General features: G+C 36.5%; 15 protein-coding genes. 2 read left to right on the plus strand and 13 right to left on the minus strand.

All coding sequences use genetic code 11. The annotated features are described in order from the left end of the window. Positions 1-29: 29 nt before the first annotated feature. From SP041_RS13650 to yejK, 5 genes are all read right to left on the minus strand, one after another. Positions 30-1265, minus strand: a complete 1236-nt coding sequence (locus tag SP041_RS13650; protein ID WP_025564217.1) for a hypothetical protein — start codon at positions 1263-1265, stop codon at positions 30-32. An 82-nt stretch (positions 1266-1347) separates the two neighbouring features. Then, the gene (locus tag SP041_RS13655; protein WP_025564215.1) at positions 1348-1947 is read right to left on the minus strand and encodes a penicillin-binding protein activator LpoB; all 600 of its coding nucleotides are present in this window, start codon (positions 1945-1947) and stop codon (positions 1348-1350) included. A gap of 139 nt (positions 1948-2086) precedes the next feature. Continuing rightward, positions 2087-2434 carry an HIT domain-containing protein gene (locus tag SP041_RS13660; protein ID WP_025564213.1) on the minus strand — a complete coding sequence of 116 codons (348 nt, stop codon included), beginning with the start codon at positions 2432-2434 and terminating at the stop codon, positions 2087-2089. A 119-nt stretch (positions 2435-2553) separates the two neighbouring features. Continuing rightward, positions 2554-3420, minus strand: coding sequence for a 6-carboxytetrahydropterin synthase (locus tag SP041_RS13665; RefSeq protein WP_025564211.1), 867 nt, complete (start codon positions 3418-3420; stop codon positions 2554-2556). 108 nt (positions 3421-3528) lie between these two features. Then, complete coding sequence (gene yejK / locus SP041_RS13670; RefSeq protein ID WP_025564209.1) at positions 3529-4605, minus strand: nucleoid-associated protein YejK; 1077 nt, start codon at positions 4603-4605, stop codon at positions 3529-3531. 190 nt (positions 4606-4795) lie between these two features. On the opposite strand from yejK, the gene SP041_RS13675 reads away from it, so the two are divergent. Both SP041_RS13675 and SP041_RS13680 read left to right on the plus strand, forming a co-directional pair. Then, complete coding sequence (locus SP041_RS13675) at positions 4796-5020, plus strand: DUF1414 domain-containing protein (RefSeq protein ID WP_025564207.1); 225 nt, start codon at positions 4796-4798, stop codon at positions 5018-5020. A gap of 4 nt (positions 5021-5024) precedes the next feature. Beyond that, a complete protein-coding gene (locus SP041_RS13680; protein WP_025564205.1) occupies positions 5025-6836 on the plus strand; it encodes a DUF3413 domain-containing protein in 1812 nt (603 codons plus the stop codon). Positions 6837-7206: 370 nt separating this feature from the next. Here SP041_RS13680 and SP041_RS13685 read toward each other — a convergent pair whose 3' ends face one another. The 8 genes from SP041_RS13685 to SP041_RS13720 form a co-directional block, all read right to left on the minus strand. Then, positions 7207-7821 (minus strand): nitroreductase, encoded by a 615-nt coding sequence (locus tag SP041_RS13685; protein ID WP_025563891.1) that lies wholly within the window; start codon positions 7819-7821, stop codon positions 7207-7209. A 2-nt stretch (positions 7822-7823) separates the two neighbouring features. Further along, positions 7824-9755, minus strand: a complete 1932-nt coding sequence (locus SP041_RS13690) for an iron ABC transporter permease (RefSeq protein ID WP_025563889.1) — start codon at positions 9753-9755, stop codon at positions 7824-7826. Next, positions 9745-10788: an iron-siderophore ABC transporter substrate-binding protein gene (locus tag SP041_RS13695; protein WP_025563887.1), complete on the minus strand. Its 1044-nt coding sequence runs from the start codon at positions 10786-10788 to the stop codon at positions 9745-9747. The genes SP041_RS13690 and SP041_RS13695 overlap by 11 nt, the downstream gene beginning before the upstream one ends. Further along, positions 10788-11663 carry an ABC transporter ATP-binding protein gene (locus SP041_RS13700; RefSeq protein ID WP_170968555.1) on the minus strand — a complete coding sequence of 292 codons (876 nt, stop codon included), beginning with the start codon at positions 11661-11663 and terminating at the stop codon, positions 10788-10790. Before SP041_RS13700 ends, SP041_RS13695 begins: the two co-directional genes overlap by 1 nt. Positions 11664-11683: 20 nt before the next feature. After that, positions 11684-13879 carry a TonB-dependent receptor gene (locus SP041_RS13705; protein WP_037048644.1) on the minus strand — a complete coding sequence of 732 codons (2196 nt, stop codon included), beginning with the start codon at positions 13877-13879 and terminating at the stop codon, positions 11684-11686. Between the two features lie 127 nt (positions 13880-14006). Then, positions 14007-15314, minus strand: coding sequence for a permease (locus SP041_RS13710; protein ID WP_137297885.1), 1308 nt, complete (start codon positions 15312-15314; stop codon positions 14007-14009). 797 nt (positions 15315-16111) lie between these two features. Next, a complete protein-coding gene (gene pncB, locus SP041_RS13715; protein ID WP_025565837.1) occupies positions 16112-17332 on the minus strand; it encodes a nicotinate phosphoribosyltransferase in 1221 nt (406 codons plus the stop codon). Then, positions 17329-17976 (minus strand): isochorismatase family protein, encoded by a 648-nt coding sequence (locus SP041_RS13720; RefSeq protein WP_025565838.1) that lies wholly within the window; start codon positions 17974-17976, stop codon positions 17329-17331. The genes pncB and SP041_RS13720 overlap by 4 nt, the downstream gene beginning before the upstream one ends. Between the last annotated feature and the right edge of the window lie 488 nt (positions 17977-18464).

Genomic DNA, 18464 nt, shown 5'->3' on the forward strand with positions numbered 1-18464 from the left:
TTTTAATACTTATTAATTAACACGGAATGTTACTGTTGATAATTAAAAATTTTATCAGATAAGCCAGTTGCCAAAATAACGTGTTGTTTGCCTTGGTTTAAATTAACTGGGCTCTCGTTTTGGTTATTCGTTGAAATAGCAATATTGTCAAAGTTTGTTTCTAAATAGCCAAACTGCACGGTTGCTGGTAGCATATTCCAACTACGTAAATCAGCGACTTCACTTAAGAGGGTCGCTAAATTTAATAGAGCACCGAGTAAAGGATCTTTTTTCTGGGCTTCTTGTACTAACTTATATTTTGCAACAGCCCGAGTGGTGGTCAATAATAAAATAGAAGGGTATTCTTTATCTAAATCTTCTTTGGCTAATGTATCTATATTCTCAATGAGTGCACTATTGACTCGATGTAAGCCGTCACTGATACTTGCTTGTTGCTGTAATGGTCTTGTATTAGGGTAACCTGGCACAGATACCCTAATTAATTGTCTACCATTAAAGCTCGGCACAACGATGCTACGTTGCTCTTTATTCGAGACCACACCATTAAAATATAATATAAAGACTTGTTTATCTAAGCGAGTTTGCTTTGCAAGGCTAGGGTATAATTTGCTATAACGATCGTATTCTTGATCATTTCCCATCTTTTTACTTGAACGAAGCAAACCTAATTTTAGACCTTCAGGTAATACTATTTGACGTTTATTAAGTATATTTTCTGTTAATTGATAGCTAATAAATGCGTCTGATCGTTCATCTAATAGCTCATAAATAATGGCGGATAACAAATGTGTACTTGCTAATTGACCACTCAGCTCTTCCCCTTCTGACAACTTTTTCATTTCAACATCTGCTTGCAACATTTCAATGCGCGCGCCTTCAATATCTTGGTTGAATAAGTAGCTTAATGCCAACATATTATGGACCATGACACGATCTAATGGGTAGCCGCTATAACGCCTTAAGGTTTCATTGACAGTGCCTGCTGCAATATTTTCTGTGATAGAAATAGCAGACAGTAATTGCATTTCATTATTAGCGGTAGATAAAGATTCGATGGCAGATGTAAACTCACCCGACAACAATTGTAGATAACCTAGGTTAAGGTAATACTGAGCAATGTCACTCGTATCAGGTTTGTTTTCTTGTAGGATAGAAAGGATATGTTCAGGAGTTGTTTGTCTTAGCTCATTAGCCAGTTTATTGTTATTTTGTTGGGAAACACACCCCGTTAATGATAATAAAAGAACAATAAGCAATTTGTGCATAATAATTCCACTTTAAATAAAATAGGCCCCTTTTAGAGCCTATTGATGGTGCGCTTAAACACACTTCACATTAGCTGTATGCTTATAAACGAAGTTTACTGTTTTTAATCAGCTTTTTGATTTTCTTCTCACCAACCCACACTTTACGATTATCTTTAAGGCTAATTAACTCTAAGTTAACTTGGTAATAACGAACTTGTGTTGTGCCGTCAACATCAACAATTGTGTTGATTTGACCTTGCATTATATAATCTGCACCATACTCTTGTCCTGCTTCTTTACGCGTTGCTTCTGTTGCATTTAAATCTTGGTCTGCGCGTTCATCTCGAATCTCTTGACGATTAGCAGCACTGGCTACAAATTGAACTTCACCTGAGTTAATTAACTCACGCTCCATATTGGCAACAAATGTATTAGTATTAATATGTTCATGACTTAAGTTTTTAACACGCCCCACTATCACAACCGGATCTTTACCTTCACTCTGTACAAATTTTGAGATCCAAGCTCGAGATAAAGAATCTTCAATCATTTCACGAGCAACAAGCTGTGAATCGGTATCATTCCATGCGCCACTCAAATCAATTTGCTCTTGTGCATCTAAACGTTCAACTGATGTAGAACAAGCTGACAACATTAAAGTCGCTGCGACTGCGAGCCAAAAACTAGATTGTATTTTCATCGTAAACTCCACTTATAAAAAATAATAAAAGTAAGGCATTAACCTTCCTCTAAATTTTCTGAAACTATTAAACTTAACTTATTCGCTGAGGTGCATTAACTTAGGTAATTATTTTAACTAATTAATTTAGCTAATCAACTTAGACAACCAGCTTACCTAGGTTTTTTCCACCTAATAAATGTAAATGAATATGGTAAACCTCTTGGCCACCATCATTATTACAATTCATAATTAAACGGTATCCAGACTCCGCTATCCCTTCTTGTTTAGCCAGCTGCTTAGCGACGGTATACATTTTGCCAATTAAAAACTCATCTTCAACTTCAATATCGTTCGCGGTTGCAATCAGTTTATTAGGGATAATTAAAATATGCACTGGAGCTTGTGGTGAAATATCACGAAAAGCAGTGACGTATTGATCTTGATAAAGTGTATCTGATGGGATTTCTTTATCAATTATTTTTCTAAAAACAGTTTCTTCTGGCATTTTAAAACCTCAGTATTAATTTCAATTTTAGCAAGTAAAGCAATGTCTTATAAAAGCATCATAGCAAATCACTACAACACAAGCACGATTCCATATTTAAGTGATGAAAACATAAACGATTAAAGCTCTACAATAGCACCTTTGCCAATACCTTCGTAGGCATAAACTATTACGCTGTTATCGCCTTCTTCTTGTTTAATGGTTTCACAGATAAAACGGGCTAATTCTTCTACTGTTGTATCATTATCAAGTACTTCACAACGACTTGCTGGCATTAACAACTCAAAGTAGCCTTGTGGAGCATGATAAGCAGAGCAATGCATCGGTATACTAGATTTAACAGTGATAAATGATAACTCACTGCGTTCTATCACATCACTGGTGCTTGCTAAGTAAATGTCAGTCCAACGTTTAGCCCACTTTTCAACCCATAACTCGCTATATTCACCATTTATAAAAATATCAATTTTAGAACGATGACCATGTGCAATGCGTTGGCAATTACCATTATGCTTTTTTAACCCGTGTGTATAGTGATAGTACGGCGTTGAAATGTTTTCTGGGTGTAAGCTAATAGTTAACCCCGTTACGTTTTCTGGTAACTTTGCTAATATAACCCCTTCTAAATAATTGGCTAATAAACTTGTTGTAATATCTTCACTTTCTAATAAACAATAAGCTTCATGTGGACTTTTTAGTTGAATAACACTTTTGTCTTCAAGCACATAATCGACTTGCGTACGATCGCCTTCACATGTCACGGTACAGTTAGTTGCCATTTGTGGCACTAATAATTTATGGTCAACTTCTGAATCGATGATAGCTTTGATTTGCTTTTTAACCAATGAGAAATCTAAAATCATAGATTGTTCATTTAAGTTGCCATCTAAGACTACATCAACTTGATAACTTTCCCCTACAAAACCACGCTTTGCATCTAAGTAAGTTGAATCAATAACCGTTAAGTCGCGTACAAATAATTTCATTTTAAATCTCTTATCGATTGTAGTTAAGCTACTTAGTCTTACTTACTTAACCTTTCTTATTTAGGCGAATGAAGTAGCTCAACGACAATAATGAATTAAATCGGTTGATTAAAATGGCGCTTTGCCATCATCCGATATTGCTTCTGTAATAACGAGTTCACCAGACTCAATTAAAGCATCACGTTTAAGCTGCTCACGTAAATTAGGCGGTATACCTTGAATCGTCAGCGTATCTGAAGCGTCATCATATTTGATTGATGAACCTAAGTGTTTTTGATCAAAACTGATATTCATACCGCCGCCCGATCCAACATACTTGGTTAATTTACGCATCAATGTTCTATCAGCCGGAAAGTTCTCTTCTAGTTGATAATCTTCACTAACAAAATCATAAAAACTACCTTCTAGGTTTGATGCACTTTGAAACTCTTCGGATAGTGTTGATAAATCAATATCCTCACCTTCTTTTAACTGCTCTTTACAGTAATTAGAAGTGACTTCTCGTACCGTTTGCTTTTGCTCTGTTGGCAATTCTTGCTTTTCACAAAACTCTTCTACGGCTTTTAATAAACCTTCATTTTGCACTTTTGCGTCAAAACCTTCTTTTGCGCCCATGAAATCAAGGAAAAAGTCAGAAACCTTACGACCGACACGTCCTTTAATAAATGAGATGTAACGATTAGCTTCAGGGTCACGCTTTAATAATGTTAAATCAATACGCGCCACTAATTGAATTTTACTTGTTTCAATGTGTTGGCTAACTTGTAACTCTAAATTTTCATTAACACTAATCGATTGATTATTTTGTAATAATGCAATTAATAAATAGTCACTGGTTGTCCAAGTATATTTACTAACCAGTAATACACCTTCTTCTGCAAAATCATGCTCTTTTAATTCATCAACAAAACGACCCGCTGCTTGTTGAGAAAAGCCAACGAAATCTAACTCTCCATTTAATTCTTCAGTTAATGCACGTTGGAAGAGTTGTGATTTTTCACCTTCATTCGCAAAATAGGCAAACGCTTTATTAGATTTACTTTGATAACTGCGGTGTAAGTCCATCACAAGTTGTTCAATAGAAGGAGAAATAGGTAATTCACCTTCGCGCATTTTACATTTTAAGACTCCTTCACTGTTGTAATTCAAAGAGTGTAAAATAATGTTAGTAGCGGAAACGTTCATAGAAAAATGACCTTGTTGGAAGCGAGAGAACTTAATTTACAAATTATACACACAGCAAAGCATCTTGAAACAGGAAATATTAGGTTAATTATCTGATCAACTTTTAAAATTCGCGTTGTTAAGTGATTGGTATAATAATATGAGTGCGGTATCATAACGTAATTATTATTCCTTACATTAGAAGTTTATTATGCCAATTCAATCAAAGTACTCTAGCCAAAAAATCGAATCTATTCTTGATCAAGTAATGGAAGTATTACATGAAAATGAAGTATCAGTTGATTTAAGCTTAATGATCTTGGGTAACAGCATTACACATGTAATCAACAGTCAAGTACCTACCTCTCAACGAAAAGCAATTAGCGATAAGTTTGTAAAAGCATTAAGCGCCTCTATTAATTTAAAAGATAAATAAACAGATGGTTGAAACAGGTCATAAATTTCACGATAATGTTGCTAAAAAAGTAGCATGGGCACATTGGTTTACGTTTTTCAATATCGTCGCGATTGCTTTAATTAGCTTACGTTATATTGTGTATTCAGGATTAGCCGACTCTGGTTTAGGTATTGCCTATCAATTCATCAGCTTATTAGGACATTTTAGTTTCCTTTCCGCTGTTGTGTTTGGGATTCTAATATTTCCTTTAGCGTTTATCATTTCGAATAATTTATTGTACCGGTTAATCTCCATTTTGATCGCCACCACGGCGATCACTTTCCTAATTGTTGATACGCAAATATTCCGGCTTTATGAGTTTCATCTTAATCCATTGATCTGGCAGTTTTTACAAAAACCAGAGCAGGTTGAAGAAATTTATTCTATTAATCTGCATTATATTTCGATTCCCATAACCTTTGCATTAGAAGTATTTTTCTCATTAATATTGTGGAAAAAAGTACGTAACATACAAGCAAAGCAGATAGGTAAACCGATTGCTTTACTCTTGTTTGCAAGCTTTGTGACCAGCCATCTTGTGTTTATTTGGGCAGATGCAACTCAATACCGACCAATAACACATCAAAGATCGTTGTACCCCCTTTCTTATCCAATGACCGCACGTACTTTCTTAAAGAAACAAGGTTGGTTAAATGATGAAGCAATACAAAAAAGAGAGCTTGGGGCAGCAGGTACTAACCAACAAGAGCTAGATTATCCACTTGAGAAACTAGTCTACTCAAAGAGCCCAATGGCAAGCGCAAATAAGAATATATTAATTATTAATATAGAATCTTTAAGAGCTGACATGCTAAACCCTCAAAACATGCCAAATTTACAAGCACTAGCTGATCAAGGCATTAATTTTAAGAACCATTTCAGCGGTGCAAATAATAATGAACAAGGTGTATTCAGCCTGTTTTACGGATTACCTAATCGATATTGGTATGGTGTCACTGAAAACCATATTCCACCTGTTTTCATGACTAAAATTAATGAAGAAAACCGTCGTATTGGTCTTTTCTCAAGTATCGGTTTTGTACATCCTAAATTTTTACAAAGCAGTTTTAGTCAGTTGCAAGACAACGATGATGTTTACTATTCAAAAGCCCAAAATAACAACCAAGTGGTTCAACAATGGGGTGAATGGATAACGGCTCAAAGTAATACTGCCCCTTGGTTTGGGTATATTTATTTAGAACAAAAAAATGATCACTTATTTAATCAACCCAGTAAAAAATCGATCCCACAACAAACGGAACGTTTAGCTTTATATCAGTCACAAGTGAGTACTATTGATAACCAAATAGCGCGTTTAATTGATAAATTGAAACAACAGAAACAGTATGAAAATACAGTTATTGTTATTACTGGTACGCATGGTCAATCGTTCAAGGATCAAAATGTAAATGATGCCTTAATTAGTGGTGCTAATGTTCCACTTGTCTTGATTTGGCCTAATAAAGGACCTCGAGATATTTACAGAATGACCAGTCATGTTGATATTATCCCAACGCTTATGCAAGATGTTTTCGGTATTGAAAATGAAAGCAATCAATACAGTAGCGGACAATATTTATTAAAAGACAATGACCGTCAATATGTCCTATCTGGTGATATTAATAATTATATTATTTATGAAGACCGTAAAATAACGCAATTCTCAGGTAATGGGGATATCAATAGTATTGATTGGCAAGGGCAACATATCGAATCTAATGAACAAAACGATAAGTTTAACATCACTTTATTAATTGATGTGTTATCAACATTACGTCGCTTCAATCAAAACTAACTTAGTTTAAAAACAAGTAATAAAAAAGCCGATATAAGTCATACTTTTTATCGACTTTTTGTATTTAAAACACGATATTAAATGAATACCGATTACATTAAATATGCTCTCCAAATTTTGTGCTTGAAAAACAGTTTAATTTAAGGCGTAAATGGCAGTTCCCTTTACGAAATTTACAACGAGGAAGTGAGCTGTTTTAACAAGTAAAATAGATAAGCTATTTATTGTGATTGGTATAACTTATCAGTTAATTTAATAAGCAGTTTAAGAACAATTCAAACTAATCTCATTCACGTCTACAGTACTTAGTACAACCTGATTTTACTTTCGATTCGATATGCAAACCAACCTACAAATATTCAACACTTATTTATTGACGAGGGCTTTCATTCGTTGATTCGAATAACGGTGCTAATGTGTTATTACCAAGCCATTTATAACAGTGTGGTGCAACATCTGAACGTTTTTTAATACGATGCTCTTTCTTCGTCCCTAACATAATAAAAGCAACAGGCTCTTGCTGCTTAGTTAGGCCAAATAACTCATGAACTTGCGTTAGCTCTGCAGCATCAGTGCTATACCAAATAGCCGCGACACCTTCTTGTTCTGCCGCTAACAAAATATTTTGACACCCTGCCGCTGCTGCTAACACTTGATCTCGTCGTGATACAGCATGAGGTTCAACGATATCAGCTGAAACGAGTACCACCATTGGTGCATCTTTTAAATAATTAGTTAATCGACTAATGCGCGCAGGTTCAATATGACCCGCATTATCTAGCCAGGCATGGCACATTGACTCGCACATACTTGGAACATGCTCTGTATCAACCACCACTAAATGCCATGGCTTAATATTGCCATGATCAGGTGCGCTCATTACCGCTTGAAAGATACGTTTTAGTTTTTCACTATCGGGTGCAGGATGCTGCATTTCATGTACATGGCATGAACTACGTTGATAAATAAGATCTAATGCAGACACTTTTAATTCCTTTTATAACCTAATAAAATTAAACAAATAAAATACAACCCGCCAATAATCGACACCAAAATACCACTGGCAATCTCAAAAGGTGCAATTAAGGTTCTCCCAAGTCCGTCAGCCAGTAATAATAACCAAGCGCCAACCAAACCACTGCCAAGTAATAATACCCAATGACGAGTTTGCCCCATCAAACGTAAAATATGCGGAGAGAGTAATCCAACAAACGCAATCGCACCGACTGCTGCCACTGCAGCAGCGGTTAACAAGACCACTAATAAAATGATTAATAAACGCAGTTTCATTAACGGTTGACCAAGGTGTAATCCCCAATCTTCACCTAAGGTAAATAGATCCAATTGGCGAGCCAGCGCTAATAACGCTAAACAACAGGGTAATGTCACCGCCAAGAGTAACCAACCTATCTGAGCATCGGCGCCGTAAGTTGTCCCTGTTAGCCAAAGCACGGTCACTGAAGCAGCGCCAGAACCAAACGTTAGTACCATTGATGCAATGGTGCCGCACCAAGCAGAGATAGCAATCCCTAATAGCGCGAGTTGAGAAACACGTAATTGATAACGCATTGCGATAAATAAAATACACACCACAATAGCGGCGCCAACTAACGCCCATAAAAAGAGATCAACACGTGAAGCGTCTGGCCAAACCTGTAAAGCTAAGATAATACATAATACTGAGGCCGACGTTGCACCGGAGATATCTGGACTTGCCATTGGGTTTCTAAACAACGCTTGTAAAGTACAACCCGCCATTCCTAAACCAATACCCGCCATCACAGCAACACCCATACGCCATGCTGTAAATTCAAAACCAATATCACTAGGCCAAAAATACATCGCTGTTAATACCAACAAAAAAGCAGGGATCGCAATGGCAAAGAATTTAGGTAACTTAATTAATGCCGCTAATCCAAATCCACTTTCTTGCATCGCCATGCTCATCGCACCTTTTTTGCGCGTCAGTAAATACAAAAAGAATGGCATACCGATTAAGACGGTTAATACACCCGTCGGTAAACGGAAACCTGAAACAGGTAATGAACGCGAAAAGAGCTCAGCAACAATCACTAATAAAGCGCCAAAAACACTGGCACACATAACCTGCTGACGTGATTTATTAAACCCTAGCATACGGGCAATATGAGGTGCCATTAAACCAACAAAGCCCAATACACCCACCATCGCTGTCACTAATGATGCTTGTAATACCGCAATCAATAACAACACAGCACGCCAACGTCTAACAGACAAGCCAACAACATTGGCTGTATCATCACCTAAACTCAACATATCTAATTGGCGGTGGCATAACAAAGGTAATGCCAATAGTAATAAAGAAGGGATAAAAATTAGGCTGACTAATTGACCATCGCTTTGACCAATATTGCCACTGCCCCACAGAAATAAACCATCCATACGTTGTTCTGCATAAATCATAATGGCAGATGACAAAGCGCCCACGGCAAGGCTCATCGCCATACCGATTAAGATAAGCTGTAATTTGCCGCCACCGATAATCTGCGACAGTAATAAAATCAACATTGAAATAACTAAAGCAAAAGAAAAAGCAGCGATCCACACTTCCCAAATACTTGGGTCATCAATAAAAAGATTAATAACCATCGCACCTAATAATGCACCCGCACTAATACCGATGGTTGAAGGTGAAGCAAATGAATTACCTAAAGCGGTTTGGACCACCGCCCCTGATTGAGCCAGCAAAGCACCGCATAAGAGAGCCATTAATAAAGTAGGTAGTAACAATTGATAAAAGTAAGTGATTTCATAATCGTTAATCAATACTGTTTGCTGGTAATGTTGCCAGCTAAATACAGCGACAACGATAATAAGTAATGAGATAAGTGACCAAGCAGTACTTCGTCCTTTCATTAATTCAGCGTATTTAGCGAGCATGATTTTTCTCCAACAAGGTGTGAGTAAATGCTCGCGCCATTCTTACAACAGAAACAGGACCACCGAAACTCCACAGTGGAGACACCATATAAATATCATCATTTTTAACGAACTGATGTTGTGCCCATAATGGTGATGTCATCATTCTTTCACCTTTACCGGCCGTTTCTTGCACCAGAATAAGAGCCGTATCTTGTAACATTTTAATTTGCTCTAGTTGTAAATGGGTAAAGTCCTTACCTGGCAACGTAATATCCCATTGATAATCAAGCCCTAGCTGTGCCGCAATAGATGCCGCTAAACTTTGTTTAGAAAAGACACGTAAGCCATAACCCATTCCCACAAATTTCCCATAAGCTATTTTCTTATTTTGCAAACCTTCGCTGGCTAATATCAAACGTAAACGAGCTAACTCGGCATCCATTTCCAACAACTGTTGTTTCGCTAATGCCGTTTTGCCAACACGCTCTGCAAGTTGTAAATAGTTGATTCGCATTTGATTCATATAGCGATAATCAGTTTGCTCAAAACGTGAAAATTGTTGAAGTAATAACGTCGGAGCGATGGCATTTAACTCATCTAATAAACGGGCATGGCGGAATGGATAACCAATAATAAGATCAGGTTTTTGTTCTATAACGGCAGGTAGGCTAGGAAAAGCACGATTACCGACTTCAGCAACACCTTCAGGTAGAGCAGGATGATTAGATTGCCACTTTCGATAACCATTAATTGACGTCAATCCAACGGGCTTAATGCCTAAAGACAATAACATTTCAGCAGCTGACCAATTTAAGGCAACCGTTCGAGGCGTATTAATCAGTGTAGTGGGTAGTGATAAAGGTAAAGCCACATCATCTGAAACGTCAATGGTTTCAAAATTTTTAACTTTAGTTGTCGTTTTAACGTTTGTTATTTCATCTGATTGTTCACTAACAGATTGATCAAACGTCTGCTTCACTTCTTCACTAAAAGCGCTATGAGGTAGTACAAAAAAACTGGCCATTGCAATAGGCATAAACCAACGTAACATCAGTCAACCCTCTTTACATTTGACTCAGTCTTTGCACTTGATTTGGTATTAGTAGTGAAATCGAGATTGGTAGAAGACTCGGTATCAGTAATAAATTTAGCATCATTCAATTTAACCGCATTAGTTCTTGGCCACAGTAAAGTTTGCCCTTCCACTTCAACACGCGCGACTGATGTATTATAAACTTGAGAGACACGCTCTGCCGTTAATACTAAATCGATATCCCCTGATGCAACTACTTTACCTTTCTCTAGCATAATTGCATGGTGGCTAAACTCTTGTGCATGGTTAAGGTCATGTAACACCCAAATAATCGTTTTACCGTATTGCTCATTAAGACGCTTAACGATATGCAACAATTCAACTTGATGACCAATATCTAACCAAGAAGTTGGTTCATCGAGTAAAACAATATCGGTATCTTGTGCTAATACCATTGCTAACCAACAGCGCTGAGCTTCGCCACCAGAGAGTGTTTCAATGGCCAAATCTGCAAACTCAAGCACACCAGCTTCTTGCATTGCCCAATGCATTTTTTCTTTATCTTTTTTAGTTAATGGTGCAAACCAACGTCGATGTGGGTGACGACCAAACTCAACCAAATCAGCAACAGTTAAGCCAACTGGCGTACTATGTCGTTGTGGTAACATGGCAAGTTTAAGTGCTAGGTCTGCACGGGAATACTGCATTATTCCTTTTCCAGATAATTGAATATCCCCAGTGTTAATTTTTTCCAAGCCAGCAATAAGTTTTAGTAGTGTACTTTTGCCAGAGCCGTTCGGGCCAATTAACGCCGTCACTTTTCCCTCTTGGAATTCACAGGAGATATTATCTAGAATTAACTTGCCGCCTAAGCGACAAGTTAATTTATTCACAGTGAGTAATTCAGTCAACGTTAGAATTTCACATTGTAGTTAACTGAGTAAGTACGGCCTTGGCCTTTATATTCAGTTAAATTAGTTAATCCGTAGAATACATCTGCACGTTGTGACCAAAGTGTTTCATAATCTTCATTGAACAAGTTTGTGACACCTAATTGCATACTACCAACTGGTAAACGTACGCTAGTTAATAAATCAACAGTATTATACCCATCGATTTCTTCATCATTTGCGTCTTCATAATCGAACAGTTGTGTTGTTTGTAGACGTGTATTGGTTATATTTGTAGCCCAACTTATATAAGCAGTCGCTTTTGAAGGACTTGCCGTCGTAACAGATAAGTCTTGCCATTTACCATCGGTCTTGCTTTCGCTTACTATGTATTGAAAATTACCACCAACACTTAATGCATTCGTTAAGGCATAATCAAGCTGCCCTTCTAACCCATAAATGCGTACATCATTATCAATAACGTCAATTGAAAAGTCATCTTGAAGCTCAATTTCTTTGTCTGAAATTGAATAGTATGCTGCTAACTGGGTAGAAAGCGATTCTTGATTTAAACGCCAGCCTAATTCAACAGCATTAGTTTTAACACCCTCTAAAGGACTATCAGAAACGTTTACACTACTCGCAACGCTACCATCTGCATTATAAGTGCCTTGGCCATAATACTTAGCACTATCAGGAATTTCGAAACCTTGTGATAAATTTAACCAAACTTGTTGATTTTCATTTATTTTATATAAAACACCTGCATTAAGTAACGTATTACTATAATCATTACTACCGCCTTCGATGTCATCGTAATTAGTCGTATCACCTATAAGTCCTGCATACTGCTGCTCTGAATCAACAAAATCAGATACTTTAATATGCGTATATTGATAACGAATACCTGCATGTAAATTCCATGACTCATTGAGTTCATATTCAGCTTGTAAAAATGCAGCAATAGATGTTGTATCGATATCAGGATAGCGACCAGCATCGCCAATTGAATCGTAAACTAATCCATTAGACGCAGCGGCAGTACCAATATTATAATAACTTTGTGTTGCCTCAAATTGTTCGAACTCTAAATCTGCGCCATACACTAATTTAAGTTGTTCCGTTGGTTGAGCAGTCAATACGACTTTAGAACCAATCACCGACGTTTCTTGTTCCGACGCACTTACGTTTGTGAAAGCACCGTTAGGAGCTGGATTAAAACGCAATGATTCTTCACGGTAATATAGTTGCACATTTAACGTCTGATTAAAGAAATGACTGTCACTATAATTCGCAGCTAGCATTATTCTTTTAGTTCGTGCTTGATCATCCAGGTCGTAACCATCAACCATTTCTAATTCTCTGCTCGGGTCGAATAAATAGCTATAACTCGGGCCATAATCGATACCATAATCACTATCTTGACCACTATCGTAAAACTGCGCCATCAACTCAAGACGTTTAGTATCTGAAATGTCAAAACCAATATTACCTAAAATATCTAATTGAGAAACGAATTGAGAAGGTGTTTGAGCGAAATCATGTAAGATCATGTCGCCATCAGCATCATACATACCTTCAGCTTGATCATAAGAAATAGCTAAACGTGCATCCATTTTCTCTGTTGTTTTAGAAATCGATTGTGCAACTTGGTACTGTATATCTTCTCTTTTATTAAAACCAGACTTTGCACCTACCCAAGTTTCACCATGAATGCCGAGCTCTTCATCACTGCCTTTTTTAGTAATAATATTGATAATACCACCGGTACTACCACCACCATACATTGCTGAAGCACCTGATATAACCTCAATTCGCGCTATATTAAATGGATTAATAGCATCGAATTGACGGCTGATACTACGTGAAGAATTTAATGAAATACCGTCAATCATCACTAATGCTGTTCTGCCTCGCATATTTTGCCCTGCATTAGAACGAGATTGACTGCCAACATCTAAACTAGGGATCAAGTTTGCTAATGCTGCTTTAAAATCAACACCAGACGTCACTTGTTCAGCAATTTGTTCGCCCTCGACTACTAATACTGTCGCAGCGATATCACTAATACTTTGTGCACTTCGATTAGCAGTAACAACCATTGCATAGCCATTATCATCTACATCTGTTTTCGCTTGAGCTTGTACAGACATTCCCAGCATACCGATGACAATAGGGTTTAATATAAATTTTATTTGATTTGATTTGATAAATTTCATGAAAAATTCCATTTAATTAAAAATAAAGATTCGTTTAATATTTATGAACAAAGCTGAGTTTTTAATCACTAAATTTGATAGCAATTAATTCTGATATCAATAAATAGTGCTTTGCTCTTAATCTTCGTTAAGATTTTACAATGCTTATTTTATTAGTCATATACACCTTATGCCCTCGACGATAAACCATCCCGCCAGCGCACAAAACCAATGCCATTAATAAGATAAAACTCAGTAATAACGCTTGTTGGCCTAGTATTAAAAGTAATCCGCCAGCTAGACCTCCAAATGCATTTCCCAAAGTATGACCTTGAGATACCGCAGCAGATGTGCGGGCTTTATTATATTTGCTAGCGTGTATTGCTAATGCGGTATACCAGGCAGGCGCCATTGATAAAGCTGCACTAATCAACACAACAGCAACAATCAGTTGCTTCTGCATTACAAATAAAAGACTCCCAGCAATAAAGCTGGCAGAAATGACGAATATGAATAAAATCGGCGAACGACTAAGAGGACGATATAAAATAAATAATGACACCAGTGCGCTAGCACTAGCTGCAAATAAAAGGCTGGCGGTCATATTACTGGCTAACTCAGCACTGCCAAATTGCGCCAATAACAATGGACCTAAACTAAATTGTAGTTGTGATGAAAACAACGTAATTAACACAGCTGCAATACAAACGGAGATAAGCAACGGATTAGTCAATAAAGAAAATGTTTCTGTTTTTACAGGTCCTATAGATGCAGGAGAAGTATGTTGAGTTAGCGCATCTAAGCTTACTTTTTGCGTTGTTAATGGATAGGGAGAAATCTGCTCATCTTTAGCGTCAGTGCTAACATTAGTACTATGACTAAACCAAGCAATCACAGCCGCAACCAAGGTAACAGAAGCAATAAACCATAAACTAAAATAATTAATATCGATAGGAACAAAGGTTAATAAAGGAGCCGTTAATCGTCCTATATTGGTCGCAATACTTGACCAAACTAACTTCTCACCTTTTTTATCGTTATGAGATAAAGTTAATTGTGCACTTGGGATAATGGCACTACAAAATAGACCATGTAGCACTCGCGCTAAACATAAAGCGATGACTAAGCTTATCCCCTGGAGCTCAGAAAATTGTAGGAGTGCAACAAAGCTTAATTGTGAGACTAAGAAACCTAATAACACCCAACGAACAATAACCAAAAGTGATTGATTAGCTGACGCACGCTTATCTAATAGATGACCCCACCAGCCAGAACAACACATAAAAACAAACGTCCCTAAAGACAGAGGTAAAGCTAACGAAAATGCCGAGATTTCACCTTGTAGCATCATTTTGGGTACGAGTATGAGAATTGCTCCTTGCAATGCTCCAAGTACCCAACAAGATAAAACGGCCATCCCTTGCATTTTCTTCCCTAATTGTTTTTTTAATATCACGAATAGAAATGAGTATCATTTACGGGGATGATATTTCAAATGAAAACAATTGTCATTAAGATTTGTTGAATTTTATTGAACTTTTTCTAATTGAGTTCTTACTGACAAATAACGAGATAGTTTACAGATAAAACAATGACATTTTAAATAAAATTAAATAACTTATAAAGGATAAATAGTTCATAAATAAAGCAATTTATAGGGAAATTAACTATTGTTAATGAACTACGATGTAAATAATGCATCTTGCGGTTAGGGTTAGGATTAAAAAGAGATACTTAACCACCAACATAGAGGAGAGTTTCTAATAAATATAAAAGTAAGACTAAGCAAAATTTTAACATTAGATATAGAGGAGGTTATAGATAGAAGTTACATATAGAAATTATATATAAAAGTTATGGATAAAAATGACAAACAGAGGTAATGCATTTAAGTTTGTATTTTTGACGAAGGATATCAATCGAATTAAAAATAATAGAATAAGCAGCAATAAATAAATGAGGCATCACGGATATATAAAAATGAGAAGAAGAAAAATAAGTATTAACACTAATATTTAACGATAATACCAAAAAAATTAATAAGGTGATCATTCTTGCTGGTTAAAATCACCCCTAACTGCGTTCTAAGTTTTGAAGTGAGAACAACTACCTTCTACAACTCACGCCTTATTAGTGTTAATTTTTCCTGCGCAATTTCTGATCACTTATTTAATTCCATTGGTATAAGAAATTAAACGCTAAATATTAGTGTACGTTGAACCGTGTAGGCTAAGTAATTTATGGCAGTTTTTACTATTTAGCTACTTTCACCGTTGTCGGGTCAATACCATATTGGCTTGCTAAATATTGTAGATACCCAAGATCTTCACACATACTTTTCCCTGGTTCATCGGAAATTTTGGCAACAGGTTTACCGTTAACTGACACCATTTTAATGACGATACTCAGTGGTACATTACCAACATCGTTCATTAAATTAGTACCAATACCAAACGACACTTTAATACGTCCTTTAAAGCGTTTCCATATTTCGATCATGCGAGGAAAGTCTAACGAATCACTGAATACCAGCGTTTTTTCAAGAGGATCAATATCCATACGATGGTATAAATTAATCGCTTTCTCACCCCAAACAAACGGACAACCGCTATCATGACGTAAACCATCGTAAAGCTTGCCAAAATAAGGGTCGTCAAAATCACGAATAAATGAATCCATCGAGTAACAATCCGTTAACGCAATCCCTAAACGGCCTCTGTACTCCCTTACCCACCCTTCTAATGCGGCTTTTTGCGCTTCAGCTAATCGAGTAACAGCCTGCCAACTTTGGAACCATTCATGAGCCATTGTGCCCATTGCAGGTAAATCTAACGTTCTTGCAAAATGAACACAACTTGTCCCGAGAAAGGATTCTGGTAATTCTGTTTTAAGGGTTTTTAAGACTTCCTCTTGCCATTGTTTACTCGCGCGGCGTCGCGTACCAAAATCAATAAAATTAAGGCCTGTTAAATCTTCTCCTGTTTTGAACAACGCTATTTTTGCAGCTAATTTTTCACGAGCAACAAATAAGTCGAATCCGCCACAGTTAATATAAGTATGTAATTCACTAATAATAGACAGTGCATAAATTTCAAATAAACTGACATGTAACAAAGGGCCATCAAAGCGTAAGTTAATGTTTTCTCCATCTGAATGTATATGGATAAATTTCATGTTCAATTTGAATATACGTAAAAACTCAATGAAGTCAGGCTTAATAAAAGACATTTTAGCGAGATAATCTAATTCTTCATAGGTAAAAGAAAGCGTACAAAGGTGCTCAAGTTGATGCTGAATATCAGGAATTAACGTTGTTAAATCTAAACCTTCTTTATTACGACACGCGAACTTCCATTGCACATTCACTAATCTGAATTCAGCGGCATGGTAAAAAGCTTGAAGCATGCTTATTTTATAAAAATCTATGTCCATCAGGCTATCAATTAACCAGCGGTCCACTTTTGTATTACTCATTTAGACTCCAATTCCTGACTGTTGGTGATCAATATGACACCAGCGTCTTGCATCTCTTTGCATGCTATTTCAGTTGTTTCGCTATCTACGCCTCTGCAAGCTGCAAGATTAACAATGACTTGAAAACCAGCTTTACACAATTGTAATACCGTGGTTTTAACACAATAGTCAGTAGCCAACCCACCCACTATCACGGTTATTATATTTTTACTCAAGAGCCATTCAATAACCCCCGTCCCTTCACGTTCACCCAAATCATGATAACAAGCGCCGTATGGATGCATTAAAGGATCAATGCCTTTTTCCACCAAAAAATCATAACTACTTTCTTGAGGTAAGCCGGGTATTAATGTGTTTCCTTTGGTGCCTACAACACAATGTGCAGGCCACTTTATATCTAAGCTAGGATACTCGCCCTCAACGGGTGACATGATTTCTTCAGGAGAATTTGCAATCCACGGCGCTTTAGCTGGATGGCAATCTTTACTCACTACCCTATATTGAGCAAAATGAGCTTGAGCATTTAATTCATCGGCAATTAAATCACCTTCAACAATAGGCAACTCATCTGGACACAATGGTGTAAAACCACATTGGGGGTCAACATCAAAACTAGCCGTTGTAGACTTATCAAGTTTGATCATATTTTTATCTCACTTTTGTTCAATATCATAATCACGTTCAGCCCACTGCTTACCAATAGGCAGATTCAACCTTTAATGATGCTTTTAACTTTTTAGCAATATCGTTATACATTAACTGTCTATACTCGTTGCCATCATAAAAACGTTAATCAATGAAACCTACGCAACAATAACGTCTCTGTTTATTTAATTGCTAATAAACTTTTCTTATATAATGTAATTAATACTGATAACCATCGTAATATTACCAATAACGATGCATCTAAAAAAAACAAAATGATGTCATTAATATTAAATTAATTACAGTTTTCTAAAAAAATGCTATTAAAATACACTAAAATACACCGTTTAAGGATTATTTAGTGACTTTTAGCAGTATAAATTAATTTTTATGATGGTTTATGTAGCCTCTTTGCCTAACTTTTATTATTCTTAAACAATTATTTACAATAACTTATATTTTCATGCGTTTCTGCTTTCAATATATG

Source organism: Psychromonas sp. SP041, from assembly GCF_000470315.2.
In the GTDB taxonomy this organism is placed as follows: Bacteria; Pseudomonadota; Gammaproteobacteria; order Enterobacterales; family Psychromonadaceae; genus Psychromonas.